The sequence below is a fragment of the Streptomyces deccanensis genome, from assembly GCF_022385335.1.
GTDB classification, from domain to species: Bacteria; Actinomycetota; Actinomycetes; order Streptomycetales; family Streptomycetaceae; genus Streptomyces; species Streptomyces deccanensis.
Map to the genome: position 1 here is coordinate 9,261,811 of NZ_CP092431.1, position 17,012 is coordinate 9,278,822.

15 protein-coding genes and 1 pseudogene are annotated in these 17,012 nt (G+C 71.9%); 7 read left to right on the forward strand and 9 right to left on the reverse strand.

Going from position 1 to position 17,012, the window contains the following annotated elements:
* Positions 1–42 precede the first annotated feature (42 nt).
* From L3078_RS40755 to L3078_RS40765, 3 genes are all read right to left on the reverse strand, one after another.
* Positions 43–855, reverse strand: a complete 813-nt coding sequence (locus L3078_RS40755; protein ID WP_239759248.1) for an acetoacetate decarboxylase family protein — start codon at positions 853–855, stop codon at positions 43–45.
* A gap of 13 nt (positions 856–868) precedes the next feature.
* Positions 869–2,047 carry an NAD(P)/FAD-dependent oxidoreductase gene (locus L3078_RS40760; RefSeq protein WP_275593236.1) on the reverse strand — a complete coding sequence of 393 codons (1,179 nt, stop codon included), beginning with the start codon at positions 2,045–2,047 and terminating at the stop codon, positions 869–871.
* A gap of 71 nt (positions 2,048–2,118) precedes the next feature.
* Complete coding sequence (locus L3078_RS40765) at positions 2,119–2,307, reverse strand: ferredoxin (protein ID WP_239759249.1); 189 nt, start codon at positions 2,305–2,307, stop codon at positions 2,119–2,121.
* A gap of 174 nt (positions 2,308–2,481) precedes the next feature.
* Here L3078_RS40765 and L3078_RS40770 point away from each other — a divergent pair, with 174 nt between their 5' ends.
* Positions 2,482–3,837: a glutamine synthetase family protein gene (locus L3078_RS40770; protein WP_239759250.1), complete on the forward strand. Its 1,356-nt coding sequence runs from the start codon at positions 2,482–2,484 to the stop codon at positions 3,835–3,837.
* 20 nt (positions 3,838–3,857) lie between these two features.
* Positions 3,858–5,156, forward strand: coding sequence for a cytochrome P450 (locus L3078_RS40775; RefSeq protein ID WP_239759251.1), 1,299 nt, complete (start codon positions 3,858–3,860; stop codon positions 5,154–5,156).
* A gap of 3 nt (positions 5,157–5,159) precedes the next feature.
* Here L3078_RS40775 and L3078_RS40780 read toward each other — a convergent pair whose 3' ends face one another.
* Genes L3078_RS40780 through L3078_RS40790 form a run of 3 tightly spaced genes read right to left on the reverse strand, consistent with a single transcriptional unit; the run spans position 5,160 to position 8,507 of the window.
* Positions 5,160–6,032, reverse strand: a complete 873-nt coding sequence (locus L3078_RS40780; protein WP_239759252.1) for a sugar phosphate isomerase/epimerase family protein — start codon at positions 6,030–6,032, stop codon at positions 5,160–5,162.
* Positions 6,029–7,045 (reverse strand): Gfo/Idh/MocA family oxidoreductase, encoded by a 1,017-nt coding sequence (locus L3078_RS40785; RefSeq protein ID WP_239759253.1) that lies wholly within the window; start codon positions 7,043–7,045, stop codon positions 6,029–6,031. The genes L3078_RS40780 and L3078_RS40785 overlap by 4 nt, the downstream gene beginning before the upstream one ends.
* A 25-nt stretch (positions 7,046–7,070) precedes the next feature.
* The gene (locus tag L3078_RS40790) at positions 7,071–8,507 is read right to left on the reverse strand and encodes a sugar porter family MFS transporter (RefSeq protein ID WP_239759254.1); all 1,437 of its coding nucleotides are present in this window, start codon (positions 8,505–8,507) and stop codon (positions 7,071–7,073) included.
* Positions 8,508–8,792: 285 nt separating this feature from the next.
* Between L3078_RS40790 and L3078_RS40795 the strand changes: the two genes are divergently transcribed.
* On the forward strand, positions 8,793–9,788 hold the full coding sequence (locus L3078_RS40795) for a LacI family DNA-binding transcriptional regulator (protein WP_239760682.1): 996 nt from the start codon (positions 8,793–8,795) through the stop codon (positions 9,786–9,788).
* A gap of 88 nt (positions 9,789–9,876) precedes the next feature.
* Here the strand turns inward: L3078_RS40795 and L3078_RS40800 are convergent, their stop codons facing one another.
* A complete protein-coding gene (locus L3078_RS40800; RefSeq protein WP_239759255.1) occupies positions 9,877–10,881 on the reverse strand; it encodes a sugar ABC transporter substrate-binding protein in 1,005 nt (334 codons plus the stop codon).
* 256 nt (positions 10,882–11,137) lie between these two features.
* Between L3078_RS40800 and L3078_RS40805 the strand changes: the two genes are divergently transcribed.
* From L3078_RS40805 to L3078_RS40815, 3 genes and pseudogenes are all read left to right on the forward strand, one after another.
* The gene (locus L3078_RS40805; protein WP_239760684.1) at positions 11,138–11,998 is read left to right on the forward strand and encodes an AraC family transcriptional regulator; all 861 of its coding nucleotides are present in this window, start codon (positions 11,138–11,140) and stop codon (positions 11,996–11,998) included.
* A gap of 326 nt (positions 11,999–12,324) precedes the next feature.
* On the forward strand, positions 12,325–13,500 hold the full coding sequence (locus tag L3078_RS40810; protein ID WP_239759256.1) for an FAD-dependent monooxygenase: 1,176 nt from the start codon (positions 12,325–12,327) through the stop codon (positions 13,498–13,500).
* Between the two features lie 41 nt (positions 13,501–13,541).
* A pseudogene (locus L3078_RS40815) lies at positions 13,542–13,745 on the forward strand (cation:dicarboxylate symporter family transporter); the annotation flags it as partial.
* Between the two features lie 111 nt (positions 13,746–13,856).
* On the opposite strand, the gene L3078_RS40820 reads toward L3078_RS40815, so the two are convergent.
* Positions 13,857–14,522, reverse strand: a complete 666-nt coding sequence (locus tag L3078_RS40820) for a DUF6215 domain-containing protein (RefSeq protein WP_239759257.1) — start codon at positions 14,520–14,522, stop codon at positions 13,857–13,859.
* Between the two features lie 310 nt (positions 14,523–14,832).
* On the opposite strand from L3078_RS40820, the gene L3078_RS40825 reads away from it, so the two are divergent.
* Positions 14,833–15,852, forward strand: a complete 1,020-nt coding sequence (locus L3078_RS40825) for a Gfo/Idh/MocA family protein (protein WP_239759258.1) — start codon at positions 14,833–14,835, stop codon at positions 15,850–15,852.
* 117 nt (positions 15,853–15,969) lie between these two features.
* Here the strand turns inward: L3078_RS40825 and L3078_RS40830 are convergent, their stop codons facing one another.
* The gene (locus L3078_RS40830; protein ID WP_239759259.1) at positions 15,970–17,010 is read right to left on the reverse strand and encodes an L-idonate 5-dehydrogenase; all 1,041 of its coding nucleotides are present in this window, start codon (positions 17,008–17,010) and stop codon (positions 15,970–15,972) included.
* Positions 17,011–17,012 lie beyond the last annotated feature (2 nt).

Sequence of the window (17,012 nt, forward strand, 5' to 3'; positions counted from 1 at the left end):
GGGCGCGACCAGCCACGAGCGACCCGCAGCCGCCCACGAACCTCACCCGGCAGCCGCCTCGGACGTCCCGGACTCCAGCAGCCGCCCCCCGTCCCAAACGACCCCCACCTGCCGGTAGTACGCGGCGATCGGCTCCTCGACCGACAGCCGCGCCAGTTCCTCCGTCGGCGCCTCGAACAACTCCAACTCGGCGTCACCAACCCACGGTTGACCTCCCTCGAAGGCCGCCGCCCCGGTCTCGATCAACTCGTCCAGCGCCAACCCCTTCCCGGCCTCGATCGACGGCAGCCACCGGTGATGCGCCATGGGATGCGCGTTCACGAACCCGTTCGTCTCCGCCGGCTCCCGCAGCGTCACCACCGCCTGGGCCAACCTCCGGTCCGCCGCGGCCAGGGTCGCCCCGAACCGGGCCCCGGCCGCGATCCGCGGAGCGGGCCCGTACGGATGGGGCCGCGTCTGGTGGATGGACCCGAGCTTCTTCGGATACCCCTGGTGCAGCCCGCGGGCGATCGCGAAGTCCTTGTCGACCCAGATGTAGACGCACCGCGAGTACGTCCGCCCCTTGTACCGGCAGCGGACGACCGCGAAGGCCTCCTTGTACTGGGAGCGCACCGGATCCAGCAGCTCCGTCCCCGACGCCGAGCAGGACTGCCAGTCGGCCCAGATCAGCGCGACCGCACCGGGGTCCTCGTCGGCCAACTCCAGCGGCTCGGGCAGCAGTTCACGCACCCGCGCCGGATCCGTGCGGTACTCGACGGTGAGCAGGTCGCCCGAGTAGTGCCACGGCGGCGACGGGATCAGCGACGAGGCACCGCTCGCCGTCTTGGGGTGGAAGTATCCACGGACACTGGTCATGGTCGGGAGGTCCTTACGCGGTGAGGGCGGGCTGCCGGAGCAGTGCGGCGCGGTGGCGGGCGGCGGCGGAGACGGTCGCGGGTCCACCGAGCGCGACGACCCCGACCAGCCGGCCGCCGTGGTGGTAGCCGACCAGGACGTCGCCGTCGGGGTCACCGTCCAGGACCCGTACGTCGTCCCTGCCGAGGACGGGCGCGCCGAAGGACTGCAACCGGAAGTCGTGCTGGTCGCTCCAGAAGGTGGGCAGCGGGGCGAAGGGTGCGGGCTCGCCGCCGGTGAGGACCTTCGCGGCGTGCTTGGCGGTGTCCGTGGGAATGGACCAGTGCTCGACCCGGCGGGGTACGCCGTCGTAGCGGGCGTTGGGGAAGCGGGCGACGTCGCCGACCGCGACGACGTTCGCGTGGCCGCCGACCCGCAGCTGTTCGTCGGTGAGCACCCCGTCGGTCAGGTCGAGGCCGTTGCCCTCCAGCCACTCCACGTTGGCGAGCGAGCCCACCGACTCCACGACCACGTCGGCGGCCAGCACGGTCCCGTCGTCGAGCGCCACACCCGTGACCCGGTCCCCGCCCTCGAACCCGGCGACACCCGTGCCGAGCGCGAACCGCACCCCGCGCTCCTCGTGCCGTCGCCGCAGGGCGTGCCCGAGCAGTTCGCCGAGCGGGCCGACCATGGGCAGCGGCAGCGGATCGACGACCGTCACCTCGGCGACGCCGAGGCCCACGGCGGTGGCGGCCACCTCGCAGCCGATGAACCCGGCCCCGACGACGACCACCCGGACACCGGGCCGGGTCAGCTCGACCCGCAGGCCCTGGGCGTCGGCGAGGGTGCGGACGGTGTGTCGTCCGGCGAGCGGGCCGGGACAGGACAGGCGGCGGGGCCGCATACCGGTGGCGACGACCAGACCGTCGTACGCCAGCCGCGACCCGTCGTCGAGGACGACGGTCCGCTCGGTGAGGCGGGAGGCGACGACCTTCGTGCCGAGCCGCCACTCCACGTCGGCCACGCTCGCGCGCGGCCGGAAGGCCAGCGACTCGAAGGGCGCCTGCCCGGCCAGCACCTCCTTGGAGAGCGGAGGCCGGTTGTAGGGCATGTGCGGTTCCTCGCCGACCAGGGTGATCGCCCCGGTCCAGCCCGCTGCGCGCAGCTGCTCGGCGGCGCGCAGCCCGGCCATGGAAGCGCCGGCGACGACCACGCGGCCCGCCCTCGCGTCCGCTACCGTCCCCGGCCCCGCGTCCGTCACCGTGTCCGTCCCTGTCATGGGGCTCAGCCCTCGATCCGGATGGCCTGGAGCGGGCAGACGTCGGCGGCTTCCTCGACCTCGTCCAGGAGCGCGTCGTCGGGGTCGCTGACATAGGCCAGCCGCCCGTTCGCGTCGAGCTGGAAGACGTCGGGGGCGGCGAAGACGCACTGTCCGTGGTCCTGGCACTTGTTCATGTCGACGACGACCTTCATGGCCGGTCCTCCGGGGGTAGCTCGTTTGACTCCAAACAACATATGAACCGGGCCACCCCTGGTCAATACCTGTCCGAGTGGATAATTTTTTCGGCCCCGGCCCCTTGCGGGCCGCTTCACCCGTTCCTATCGTTTGGCATCAAACAAACGGCCTCAGTCGTCGAGGAGTCAACGGTGAGCGCATCCGAAACACCGGCCGTCCGGCAACACCAGGAGCGGCTGGCCGCCGAGGGCATCGACGTGGTCCGGGTGACCTATCCCGACCTGATCGGTACCGACCGGGCCCGGGACGTGCTGCTCGACCAGTTGCCGACGGCCTGCGAGCACGGGCTCGCCTTCTGCCGGGCGGTCTACCACACCTCGCCCCAGGGCGACGTCGTCCCCGTGGCCGGTGGTCTGGACGCGGGCCTGCCCGACATCCACGTACGGCCCGACCTCGACACCCTGGTCGCCCTCCCCTGGGAGCCCGGCGTCGCCTCCTGCCTCGGCGAGGCCATCGACCCCGCGACGGGGGCACCCGCCCCCGAATCCCCCCGCGACCTGCTGCGCTCGGTGCTCGCCCACTGCGCCGACGAGGGTCTGCGCCCCGTGGTCGGCCCCGAACTCGAGTACTTCCTCTGCGACGCGGACCCCGCCTCCCCGAGCGGCTGGCGGCGCTACTCGGGCACCACCGGCGCCGTCTACACCGCCGGCCTGCGCGCCGACCCCGACAACCATCTGCTGCCCACCCTGCGCCACCTCCGCGACCTGCGCATCGGCGTCACCAACGGCAACCACGAGTTCGACGGCGGCCAGTTCGAGATCAACCTGACGCACTCGGACGCCCTGTCCGCCGCCGACCGCTCCTTCCGCTTCAAGGCCGCCGTCAAGGAACTCGCCCGCAAGGAGGGCCGTCTCGCCACCTTCATGGCCAGACCCTTCAACGACGCGGGCGGCTCCGGCTTCCACCTCCACCTGTCCTGCGACGACGAGCACGGCCGCAACGCCTTCGACGACCCCGAGGGCCACCACGGACTGTCCGACACCGCCCGCCACGCCATCGCCGGGGTCCTCGCCCACGCCCCGGCGCTCGCCGCCCTCGCCAACCCGACGGTCAACTCCTACAAACGCTTCGGCCCGGACACCCTCGCCCCCTGGCTGATCGACTGGGGCCTGGACAACCGCAGCGCCATGGTCCGCATCCCGCCCGAGCGCGGTTCCGGCGCCCGGCTCGAACTGCGCCTCGGCGACGCCGGCGCCAACCCGTACCTGCTGATCGCGGGCACGATCGCCGCCGCCCTGCTCGGCGTCCGGGCGGGCGAGGAACCCCCGGCCCCGCTGGAGGGCTACGGCTACGACACCGCCAGGTCGGCCGTGCTGCCGGCGAACCTCGCCGCCGCCCTCGACGCCCTGGAGGCGGACACCGCCCTCACCGAGATCCTCGGCAAGGCCTTCACCACCTCGTACCTCAGCTACAAGCGCGACGAGGTCGCACGCTTCCAACGGCACGTCACCGACTGGGAGTTCACCGAGTACGCCTACCACCTGTGACGCCTGGGAGCACCTCCATCATGACCACTTCAGCCCGCCCCGCCTCCGTGCGCGAGGCCGTGCAGGAACCCATGCCGCTGGACGACGTGGACCTCGCCGACCTCGACAACTTCACCGACGGTGTCACCCCGTGGCGCATGTTCCACACCCTGCGCCACCAGGACCCGGTCCACTGGCAGCCGGAGGAGGCCCCCAACTCCGGCTTCTGGGCGGTCACCCGGCACGTCGACATCGCCCGCGTCGACCGCGACGCCGAGACCTTCACCTCGACGAGGTTCGTCAACCTGGAGGAGGTCGACGAGGACCAGATCAGGACCCGCGCCTCCATCCTCGAACTGGACGGCGTCCGCCACCGCGCCCTGCGCAGCGTGATCCAGCGCCAGTTCGGCGCGAGCGTCATCAACAGCTACACCGACTTCCTGCGCGGCCTGACCGCCACCACCCTCGACGCGGCCCTCGCCAAGGGCACCTTCGACTTCGTCGCCGACGTCTCCGCCGACTTCCCCATCAACGTCCTGGCCCGCCTCCTCGACGTCCCCCCGGAGGACAACCAGAAGCTCATCGACTGGGGCAACCGCATCATCGGCAACACCGACCCCGACTACGCGGACGTCCTGCTGAACAGCGCGGAGAGCGAGCGGTTCAAGCATCTGCCGTTCCGCTCGCCCGCCTCCCTCGAAGTCTTCGAGTACGGCCGCGAACTGGCCCGGCAGCGCCGCGGCGGCGACGGCACCGACCTGGTCTCCAGGCTGGTCAACACCACCCCGCGCGACGGGGTCCCGCTCTCCGCACAGGACTTCGACAACTACTTCCTGCTGCTGGTCGTCGCCGGCAACGAGACCACCCGCCACACCATCACCCACTCCATGCTGGCCCTGCTCCAGCACCCGGAGCAGCTCGCCCGCCTCCAGGAGGACCCCTCCCTGATCCCGGTGGCGACGGAGGAGTTCCTGCGCTGGGCGTCCCCCGTCTACCACTTCCGCCGCACCGCGACCCGTGACGTCGAACTCGGCGGCAAACGGATCAAGGAGGGCGACAAGGTCGTCATGTGGTACGCCTCCGGCAACCGCGACGAGGAGGTCTTCGGCAATCCCTACGACCTCGACGTCGCCCGCGCCGACAACGACCATGTCACCTTCGGCAAGGGCAGCCCTCACCTGTGCCTGGGCAACCTGCTGGCCCGCACCGAGATCCGCATCATGTTCGAGGAGCTGATCCCGCGCCTCGCCGACATCCGCCTGGTCGGTGACGTCCCGCGCGTCCGCTCCAACTTCGTCAACGGCATCAAGAAGCTGCCGGTCGAGGTGACCCTGGCCTGAGCGTCAGCGGGACCCCAGCTCCTTGGTGATGCGCTCCAGCATGAACGCGGACGACTCCTTCGCCCGCTCCTCCCAGGCGAAGACGCAGGCGGTGGCCACCCCGTCGAAGTCCAGCTCGCGCAGGGTGCCGAAGAACGCGTCCCAGTCCACCTCGCCCTGGCCGATGTCCAGGTGCTGGTGGATCCGGGCGGTCGTGCCGGGCGGGTTGAGGATGTAGCGCAGCCCGCTGGAGCCCTTGTGGTCGAAGGAGTCGGCGATGTGCACGTGCTTCAGCCGGTCGCCGGCGTACCGCATCATCGCCGCGATGTCCGCGCCGACCTGCGAGGCGCCGGAGAGGTGGAAGGAGTGCGGGGCGCAGTACAGGTAGTTCACCCAGGGCTTGTCGATCGCGCGGACCAGGTCGACGGCCGGGGTGTTCTCCTCGCAGAAGTCGTCCGGGTGCGCCTCCAGGTTCAGGGCGATGCCCTCCCGCTCGAACAGCGGCAGCAGTTCCTCCAGCGAACGCCAGAACGCCGCCTCGCTCTCGGCGGCCCGTTCGGGACGGCCGTTGAACTCCGAGTTCATCAGCGGGCATTCGAGGTCGGCGGTGATCTCGATCATCCGCTTCCAGTAGCGGACCGCGGCCTGCCGCTCGGTCTCGTCCGGTGAGGACCACTTGTAGAGCGGCAGCACCGAGGACAGCTGGACGCCGTGTGCGCGCAGGGAGTTCTTGAGTTCCGCGACGCGCGCGTCGTCCGCGCGGGGGTGCAGGAAGAACGGCATGAAATCGTCGCGCGGCGACAACTCGATGTACCGGTAGCCGAGTTCGGCGACCGTGCGCACCATCTCGTCGATGGGCAGGGCCCGGAACATGTACGGGTCGAGGGCGATCTTCACGCGGCACCTCCGTAGAAGGGGGGACGGGGCTTGAGGTCGGTGGCGACGATCCGGCCCGACTCCAGGGCCTCGAAGGTCGCCGCGGTGATGACGGTGGCGGCGTAGCCGTCCCAGGCGGACGGGCCCGTGGGCTCCGCGCCGGCGGCGACGCCCGCGATCCATTCACGGAACTCGGTGTCGAAGGCGTCCGCGAAACGGCCCACCCAGTCGCCCGGCACCTCCGTGCTGTGCTGTCCGGCGGTGCGCAGCCCGACCGTCGCCGGATCGGGCAGCCGTACGAGACCCTCCTCGCCCACCGCCTCGCACTGGATGTCGTAGCCGTACTGGCAGTTGACGAAGACCTCCAGATCGATCCGGACCCCCTTCGCGGTCTCGAAGAGCATGATCTGCGGGTCCTTGAGATGGGCGAACCGCCTGCTCGTCGGGCGGGGCGTGACCACCTGCGTGGAGACGATCTCGTCGTCGAGCAGCCAGCGCAGTACGTCCACCTCGTGCACGGCCGTGTCCAGCGCGGCCATGGCCGAGGTGTACGACTCCGGGACCGTCGGGTTGCGGTGGGCGCAGTGCACGATCAGCGGTGCGCCGATGCGGCCGGAGTCGATGACCCGCTTCATCCTCCGGTAGCCGGCGTCGTAGCGGCGCATGAAGCCGACCTGGACCAGACGGCGCCCGAGGGCCGTCTCGGCCTCGACGATCCGCAGACAGTCCTCGGCGGTCGTGGCCAGCGGCTTCTCGCAGAACACCGGCTTGCCGGCGGCGATCGCGGTCAGTACGTGCTCCGCGTGCGTCGGGCCCCAGGACGTCACGAGGACGGCGTCCACGTCCGAGGCGGCGATCAGGGCGGCGCCGTCGGGCAGCACCCGCGCCCCGACCGGGGCCGCCGCCTCCTCGGCGCGGGCGGCGTCGATGTCGGTGACCGCGGTGACGCGGGCACCCGTGACGGTCTCGGTGAGCCGCCGGATGTGGTCCTTGCCGATCCAGCCGGCGCCGACGACACCTACACGTACGGTCATGGTTGTTTCCTCACAGGGGGGTGAACTAGGAGAAGCGGGACCGGAGTTCGGCTTCGAGGGTTTCCAGCGAACGGCCCCGGGTCTCGGGGACGCAGAGCTTCACGAAGGTGAGCGAGAAGACACCGGCCACCACGAAAAGGAAGAAGGTGTTGGAGACACCGATCGCGTCGACCAGCGACGGGAAGACCAGCCCGATCAGGAAGTTGGTCAGCCACAGCACCACCGCCGCGACCCCCATCCCGAAGCCGCGCATCCGCATGGGGAAGATCTCCGACAGCATCAGCCAGGTCACCGGCGAGATCGCCCCCTGCTGGAAGGCGAGGAAGGTGACCGTCATCGCCAGCACGGCGTACGCCCGGCCGTCGCCGGCGGGCAGCGTCAGGGAGAAGACGCCGATCAGCAACAGGGCGACCGTCGTGCCGATCTGACCGGTCATCAGCATCGGGCGGCGACTGACCCGGCCCAGCAGCCAGATGCCGACGAACGTGGCCAGCACGGAGATGACCCCGTTGGCGATGTTCGCGGTGAGCGCGCCGTCGGAGGTGAAACCGGCGTCCGTGAGGATCTCGGTGCCGTAGTACATGATCGTGTTGACGCCGGTGATCTGCTGCACGACCGCGATGCCGAAGCCGACGAGCATCAGCTTGCGCACCCACGGCGTGGCCCTCATGTCCTGCCAGCCGCCGAGCCTCTCCCGCTCCTCCTGGACGGCGAGCGCGGACACCTCGCTCAGCTCGGCCTCGGCCCGCTGCCGGGACCGCACCTGCCGCAGCACCTCCAGCGCCTCACCGAACCGGGTCCTGGAGGCCAGCCAGCGCGGACTCTCGGGCATCACCAGCATGCCGAACCACAGCACGACCGCCGGCAGCGTCGCGAGCACCAGCATCCAGCGCCAGACCTCCCCGGACTCCCCGCCGACACGGGCGATGACCGCGTTGGAGGTGAAGGCCAGCAACTGCCCGGTGACGATCATCAGTTCGTTACGGGTGACCAGCGCGCCCCGTCGTTCGGCGGGGGAGATCTCCGCGAGATAGACGGGCACGGTCACCGACGCGCCGCCCACCGCGAGGCCGAGCACGAAGCGGGCGACCACCATGACCGCCGTGTTCGGCGCCAGCGTGCACCCCAGCGCGCCGACGAAGAACACCACGGCGAGCACGAGGATCGTCCGGCGCCGCCCGCGCGCGTCCGACAGCCGGCCGCCGGTGATCGCGCCCAGGGCCGCGCCCAGGAGCAGCGAACTGGTGACCATGCCCTCGGTGAAGGGCGTCAGCCCGAGGTCGTCGGACATGTACGGCAGGGCGCCGTTGATCACGCCGGTGTCGTAGCCGAAGAGGAGTCCGCCGAAGGTGGCGATGAGTGTGATGAGCCGCAGCCGCCGCGCGACGGCCGGGGACGCGTCGTCCGTGACCGGGCCCGGGCCTGTCGTGCCGTACTTGGCGGTGCCGTCCTTGACAACCATGCGCGCTCCTACCGTTCGAGGGTCGGACGCCGGGTACCCGTCGGGCCGTGGCCGAGAGACCACGCCGACGGACGACGAGAAGTAGAAGTTGTCGCGCTCTACTAGCGCGCTCTAGTTCGAGTACGATGACCCCTGTCCAAATGTCATGTCAATAGCCTGTCGCCGGAAGAATGCGCGACCCCGGTCAGGGCCCGCCCCAGGTGGCCGCCCCGGACAGGCCCTAAGGTGGGCGGCGGACGGAGGGTGGGTTCACAGGTGGATGCATCGGGGAAGCAGCGGCCCACGATGGCGGACGTCGCCGCGAAGGCGGGCGTCTCCCGGGCGCTCGTCTCGATCGTGTTCCGCAACCAGCCGGGGGCGAGCGAGGAGACGCGGGAGCGGGTGCTGCGGGTCGCCGACGAGATCGGCTACCGGCCCGACAGCGCGGCCCGGCTGCTGGCACGCGGCCGCAGCCGCACGCTCGGCGTGATGTTCACGGTCCACCAGACCTTCCACACCAACCTCATCGAGGGCATCTACCCCGAGGCCGAACGCCTCGGCTACGAGGTCCTGCTCTCCGGCGCCACCCGGGGGCGCAGCGAGGAGAAGGCCGTCGAGGCGCTGCTCAGCCACCGCTGCGAGGCCCTCATCCTGCTCGGCTCCTTCGCCGAGCCCGCGTTCCTCGAAGAGCTGGGCCGCCGTACGGTCGCCGTCTCCGTCAGCCGCCGGGTCCCGGGGGCCCACGTCGACTTCGTGCACTCCGCCGAGGGCAAGGGCGTACGGCAGGCGATGGACCATCTCGTCGAGCTGGGACACCGGCGGATCGCGCACCTCGACGGCGGCCGGGGGCCCGGTTCGGCCGAGCGGCGGCGCGCCTACCGGGCCGCGATGCGCCGGCACGGTCTGGAGTCCGAGGCCCGGGTGGTGCCCGGCGACCACACGGAGGAGTCCGGCATCGAGACCGGCCGGCTGCTGCTCGCCGAACGCGACCGGGGGCAGGACCTGCCGACGGCGGTCCTCGCGGGCAACGACCGCAGCGCGATGGGCCTGTTGATGTCGCTGACCCGGTCCGGGGTCGAGGTGCCGCGCGATCTGTCGGTCGTCGGCTACGACGACAGCCACCTCTCCCACCTCATGCCGATCGGTCTGACCACCGTCCGGCAGGACGCCGTGCTGATGGCCGAGCACGCGGTGCGGTTCGCGGTGGAACGGCTGGAGCGGCCGGAACTGGAGCCGCGTGAGGCGGTGTTGGAGCCGAAGCTCGTCGTCCGGGGGACCAGCGGGCGGGCGCCGACGCGGTAGGGGTGATCCACGGCGGGGGAGCGGCCGACGCCGCGGGCGCGCCGCCGGCCGCCTTCGTCGCCGTCGTACCGGGGTGGGGGCGCGGCGGTCAGCGGGTGCCCTTCGCCGCGAACTCGGCCACGGCGTCCACGTTCTCCGGGGTGATGAACGCGGGCCCGGTGAGGACGGGCGCGGTGCCGCCGCCGCTGACGTTTCCGTTCGTCCGGTGCAGCCACAGTCCGTCGACGGCGAGGTAGCCCTGGAGGTACGGCTGCTGGTCGACGGCGAACTCGACCTCGCCGTCCTTGACGGCCCGCACCAGGTCCTTGTTGAGGTCGAAGGTCGCGAGCTTCGCCTTGCTCGACGCGTCGGCGAGCGACTGCACGGCGGTCAGGGCGATCGGGGCGCCCAGGGTGACCACCCGGTCGATGGAGGAGTCCTGCTTGAGCTTGGCGGTGATCGTCGACTTCACGGAGGGCATGTCGGTGCCGTTGACGTAGAGGATGTCGGTGGTCCCGCCGAAGCCCTTCTTCAGCCCGGCGCACCGTGCCTCCAGGGCGACCTGGCCCTGCTCCTGGATGACGCACAGGGCGTGCCGGGCGCCCGCCTCGTCCAGACGTTCGCCGAAGGCCTGGCCGGCGATGTTCTCGTCCTGGCCGAAGTACTCCAGCATGCCGAGCTCCTTCCAGTCGTCGAGGCCGGAGTTGAAGCCGACGACCGGGATGCCCGCGGCGGTGGCCTTGGCGACGACGTCCTTCATGGCGTCGGGCTTGGCGGCGGTGAGGGCGATGCCGTCGACCTTCTGGTCGATCGCGTTCTGCACCAGGTTGGCCTGGTTGCCGGCGTTGGGGTCGGCGGAGTAGACGAGCTCGATGTTGTCCTTGGCGGCCGCCGCCTGGGCGCCCTTGCGGACGATGTCCCAGAAGGTGTCGCCGGGGGCGGCGTGGGTGATCACGGCCACGGTCATGCGGGGGGTGTCGGCCCTGCCCTCGGCCGCGGAGTCCCCGCTCTCCGTGGACTTCTTGCCGCCGGAGCTGCTGGAGCAGCCGGCGGCGAGCAGGGCGCCGGTCAGGACGGTGGCGGTCAGAGCGGCGACTCGATGGTGTCTGTGCATGTCCCTCGCACCTCGCTGTGCTGGTCAGGGTGGGTGTGTGGACCGGGGCCCGATGACTAGCGCGCTCGACTAGTGCGCTCTAGTGGCATGACTATGGAGCCGTCCCCCGGTGATGTCAACGGGTATGTCAGGACGTCTCAACAAATCGAGGGCGGCGGTACCGGCGCGGTCCCCACCCGACCGGAACGGGCACAGGATGTCGGGTGGGGCGGGGTGGCCGCTTCCTAGCGTGGTGGTCGAAAGGAAGGAGGCCGGGGTGCTGGAGCGGCTCAACCAGGCCATGGAGCACATCGAACGCCATCTCGATCAGCCGATCGACGTGGCGGACCTGGCGCGGATCGCGGTGACGTCGGAGTACCACCTGCGGCGGCTCTTCTCCGCGCTCGCGGGCATGCCGCTGTCGGAGTACGTGCGACGACGGCGGCTGACCGTGGCCGGTGCCGAGGTGCTGGCCGACGAGCGGACGCTGCTGGAGATCGCGGTGCGCTACGGCTACGGCTCCGGGGAGGCGTTCGCACGGGCGTTCCGCGCCCTGCACGGCGTCGGCCCCGGGGAGGCCCGGCGGACCGGTGCGAGTCTGCGGTCGCAGCCCCGGATGTCCTTCCGCCTCGTCGTCGAAGGGAGCAGCAGCATGCGATACCGCATCGTGGAGAAGGAGGAGTTCCGGGTGGTGGGGAGGAAGACCCGTGTCCCGCTCGTGCACGAGGGGATGAACCCGGCGATCGCCGACTTCATCCGGGGCCTCGGACGGGAGACGCTCGACCGCATCGAGAGCCTGTCCGACCAGGAACCGAAGGGGATCGTCTCGATCAGCGACAACATCGACGCGGGCCGGGCCGAGGGCACGGAACTCGACTACTTCCACGGGGCGGTGACACGGGTTGCCGCCCCCGAGGACATGGACGAGCTGGTCGTCCCGGCCGGGACCTGGGCCGTGTTCGAGAACTCCGGGCCCTTCCCGCAGGCGCTGCAGCATCTGTGGCGGGACGTGTTCACCCAGTGGTTCCCGTCCAACCCGTACCGGAGCCGTCCGGGCCCCGAGATCCTGCGCACCAGGCTCTCACCCGACGCGGCACAGGCCGACGCGGAACTGTGGATCCCGGTGGAGCGGGGCTAGCGTCGTCGGTCGGCTCATGTCCGGTGCGGGGCGTGGGACGCGCGTCTGCGGTGCCCGTGGGGCGTGGGACGCGCGTCAGTTGTGTCCGCGTGGGTGTGGGACGCGCGTCTGCCGTACCCTGCGGGGCCTGGCGCGCGGATCTGCCGCGTCGCGCCCCGCTCACCGGCGGCCATAGGGCGCCGTCGCCCGGAGCAGGCGTGAGCTGAACGGCAGGCCCTCGCTCTGAGCCTCTGAGCACCCGCGCGCGGTGACTTCGCGTCGTCGCGCGGCTGCCCCCGCCTCTCGTCCGCCGGTAGCGTGGAACGACGTCGACCTGGGGTGGGGGCATGAGGGCGATCGTCGTGGGGGCGGGCATCGGCGGACTGGCGGCGACCCTGAGCCTCGGGCGCGCCGGCTGCGAGGTGACGCTCGTCGAGCAGGCGCCCCGGTTCACCGAGGTCGGCGCGGGCATCCAGCTCGCGCCCAACGCCACCCGCGTCCTGCGCCGGCTCGGCCTGCTCGACGCGGTCGACGCCCACTCCGTCCGGCCGTCCCGGCTGAGCTTTCGCATCTGGTCCGACGGCACCGAGATCTGCCACTACGCGCTCGGACGCGAGGCCGAGGAGGCCTTCGGGGCGCCGTACCTTCAGGTCCACCGGGCCGATCTGCACCGGGCGCTGGCCGACTCCGTTCCGGCCGGTTCGGTGCGGCTGGACACCAGGGTCGTGGGCATCGGACAGGACGACAGGTCGGCGTGGGTGACGACGGCCGGGGAAGAGCGCCTGCGGGCGGACCTCGTCGTCGCCGCGGACGGTATACGGTCGGCGGCCCGCCAGTGGCTCTTCGGCGCCGACGCGGCCCTGTATTCGGGAACCGCCGCCTACCGGGCCCTGCTGCCCGCCGAGACGGTGGCGGATCTGGACCTGCCGGAGTACGCGCTCTGGCTCGGACCCGGCCGGCACTTCGTGCACTACTGGGTCCGTCGCGGCGAACTGCTCAACGCCGTCGGCGTCGTCGGGATCGACACCGCGCCGGAGTCGTGGACCGCCCGCGCCGAGCCGGAGGAGCAACTGCGCGCGTTCCAGGGGTGGGACCCCCGGGTCCTCGACGTCCTCGGCCGCGCGGGGACGGTCCTGCGCCACGGCATCCACACCCGCGCCCCGCTCGCCCGCTGGAACACCGGCCGGATCACCCTGCTCGGCGACAGCGCCCACGCGATGGTGCCCTTCCAGGCGCAGGGCGCGGCCCAGGCCCTGGTCGACGCGGCCGTGCTCGGGGACTGCCTCGCCGGCGCGACACCCGCCGACGTACCCGAAGCGCTCGACCGGTACGTCAGCCGCCGACTGGCCACCGCCACGCGGGTGCAGGCCGGTTCCGCGCGGGCGGGCGAGGACTACCACCTGCCGGACGGACCGGAGGCCGACGCCCGCAACGCGCGCATGGCGGCGGGGGCCGCCGAGAACGGGTTCGGGCCCCACGCGGGCGCCTGGGGAGTCGACGCGTTCGAGGAGCCGTCGGCGTAGGCCGGGGGAAGGGGCGCGGCCGTTCGAGACCGACACGACCGGTGCGCGACGGCACGGAGTGCCCGTCACCGTCGCAGCCCCGGCGCGCAGCCCGTCTGCTGCGCACCTCACTGTTCCTCCAGATCGGCCTCGCCCTCGTCCTCGGGCTTCTCGTGGGACGGCTCTGGCCCGACGTGGGCACGGCCGTCCAGCCACTGGGCGACGGCTTCGTGCGGCTCATCAAGGCGGTGATCGCGCCGCTGGTGAAGGGTCCCCACGATGTCGTCCCGGACGGGCGTCGAGTCCGTGTGCCCCCGCCCGACGGCGTCGGTGAGCGGAGCGCAGGCCGCCGGACCGCGGCGGAGCCCGACGGTGCGTCAGGTCGCGGGCTTCCAGCCCGGGAGTGTCGGCAGGACCTTCTCGGCTACGCGGAACAGGGCCTCATCGTCGGGTATCTGGGTGTCCTGGCGGTAGATGACGAGTTCGAAGGTGCCGCCGCTGTCCTTCGGGTCGGTCGCGACCAGCAGCCGCCGGGCGACCCCGCCGGGGCCGGACTGCGCGTCACTGCCGTCGAGCCGGAACGAGATGGAGATGGTCTGGCCCGAGTACAGGGCCGCCGCGTGTCCCAGGACCGTCTTCGTCTCGACCCCCGCCCCCAGATAGCCGACCGACTCGGCGACCGGGAGGTCCTCGTCCGACGCCGACAACTCCACGGTGTAGGTGTCGAGTTCGACGCTCGCCTCGGGGGTGACGGTCTTGGTGCCGTCGAACCAGGTGGACTCGTTCTCGCTGCCCGACGCGGTCACCGCCTGCTCGGTGGGCGTCCCGAGGAGCTTCGGCAGGTCGGCGCGGTTCAGCGCGGTGCACAGCTGTGCGCCCGAGACCTTGCCCCGGGCCGCCGGAGAGGCGTCGTCCGACGACGAGCAGACGGCCGGACCCACGCTCTCCGGGGTCGTGTCGAGGAGGTCCGCCAGCAACCACATCCCGCCCAGCAGCACACCGACGGTCGCCACCGCCGAGACCACCTGGGCCGCCGTCCCCATCTCCTTCGGCGGACCCCCTCGGGAATCCGTTCGCCGCCCCGTGTCCTGATCCGCTGTCGAGCCCGCTCCGGAATCGGCGAAATCGTCGACCATGTCCCCCGTGCCCCCACCTTGATGTGCACACGCCTGACGTGCGCCGGGGGAGCCTAACCGGTGATCGTCCGAGGGGAAACGGAATTCCGCGCGGGCCGCTCCCCTCGCGGGCGAACCCGCCGCACAGGCGTGAGGAAGGGCTTCCCAGGGGAGACCGACACCCTGTGCGCCCGCCGACGACGGGCGCCGTCGCGGCCCCACGAAAGGAAGAACCGGTATGACCCAGCAGGGCTCCCTCGGCGTCGCCGTCGTCGGCACCGGCCGGATGGGCGCGGATCACGTGCGCCGGATCTCCGAGGTGATCAGCGGCGCCCATGTGGCCGCCGTCGTCGACCCCGACACCGACCGCGTCCGGGCGATCGCCGCCGGCGTCGAGGGGTGCGCGGCCTACGGCGACCTCGCCGAGGCACTGGCCGCGCCGGGCGTCGACGCCGTCCTCGTCGCCTCCCCGGGCCCCGCGCACGAGGCGGCTCTGCTCGCCGCGTTCGCCCACGACCTGCCCGTTCTGTGCGAGAAGCCCCTGACCCCCGACACCGCCTCCGCGCTGCGGCTGCTGGAGGCGGAGGAGCGGTTGGGTCGGCGCCGGGTGCAGGTGGGTTTCATGCGTCGCTACGACCGTGAGTACGTCAAGCTCAAGGCCCTGCTGGACAGCGGCGATCTGGGCAGGCCGCTGCTGCTGCACCACCGGCACCGCAACGCCGCGCCCCCGCCCGGTTTCACCGACGCCATGGCCATCAACGACTCCGTGGCCCACGAGATGGACGTCACCCGCTGGCTGCTCGGCCAGGAGATCACCGCCGTCACCGTGCTGCGGCCCCGGCCGTCCGCGCACGCCCCCGAGGGCCTGAGCGACCCGCAGCTCGTGCTCTTCGAGACCGACGGCGGCGCGGTGGTCGACGTCGAGATCTTCCTCAGCGCCCGCTACGGCTACCAGGTGCAGGCCGAGGCCGTCTGTGAGGACGGCACCGCCCGGATCGGCGAAGGGCACGACATGCTCGTCAACGCGGCGGGCCGCTGGGGTGGCACGGTCACCCCGAGCTATCTGGAGCGGTTCGAGGACGCCTACGACCGACAGGTCCAGGCCTGGGTGGACGCCACCCGGCGCGGCGAGGTCACCGGGCCCGGCATCTGGGACGGGTACGCCGTCGCGGCGATCTCCGAGGCGGGCGTCCGCGCCCAGTACGAGGGTGTCCGCACGGAGGTGGAACTCGTCGAACGCCCCGCCCTCTACCGCTGACCCCCGGCCCCCGAGCCATCGAGCCACCGAGCCATCGATCGCCGACGCCTGCACCGTGGGAGTCATGTGATGTCTGTCCTCGGGTGACCCCTTGAATCACCGCCTACGACAGTCAACTCACGCACGATCGGTCAGATCCAGCAGCACCTTGGAGGCGACCGTACGGTCCTGGGCGGTCTCGAAGGCGGCCACGGACCGCTCCAGCGGGAAGGTGTGCGTGACGACCGGATCGACGGGGAGGCCCTGGGCCAGCAGGGACAGGGCCTCGTCGAACTCGGTGTCGAAGCGGAAGGAACCCCGCAGTTCCAGTTCACGGGTGACCGCCACATTGCCGAGCAGCCCGATCTCCCCGGGCGGCAGCAGCCCCAGCATCACCACGGTGCCGCCCCGCCGCGCCCGCTCCACACAGCCGCGCAGCCCGGCGGGCGCGCCGGACGCCTCCACGGCCACATCGAAGACCCCGGCCCAGTTCGGGTCGTCGGGCCGGTCCGCCCGTACGGTCGCGGTCGCGCCCACCTCGGACGCGATCCGCAGCGGCTCCTCGTGCAGATCGCCGGCGACGACCTCGGCGGCTCCGGCGTGCCGCAGCGCGGCCACGACCAGACAGCCGATCGGACCGGCCCCCGTGACCAGGACCCGCCTGCCCCGTACCTCGCCCGCCCGGCGCACGGCGTGCAGTGCCACCGCCAGCGGCTCGGCGAGCACTGCACGGCGCAGGTCGAGCCCGGCGGGCAGCTCCCGCACCTGACCGGCGGGCACGGCGAGGCGCTGCGCGAAGCCGCCCTGCACATGCGGGGTGTGGGCCGCGCTGCCCAGATAGCGGGTGTGGGCGCAGACGTTGCGGGTGCCCCGCGCGCACTCGGGGCAGACCCCGCAGGGCGTCGCCGGATGGATCGCGACCGGCGCGCCGACCGCCGGGACGTCCGGCCCCTCGACCCCGGGGCCGAGGGCGGCGACATGGCCGACCACCTCGTGGCCGAGCACCATGGGCTCGCTCACCGCGAAGTCGCCCACCCGGCCCCGGTGGTAGTAGTGCAGATCGGACCCGCAGATCCCGCCGAGCGCGACGGCGACCTCGATCTCACCGGGCGCCGGACCGTCGTACGGCCGCTCCTCGACCCGGAGGTCACCGGCTCCGTGGACAACACACGCGTGCATGG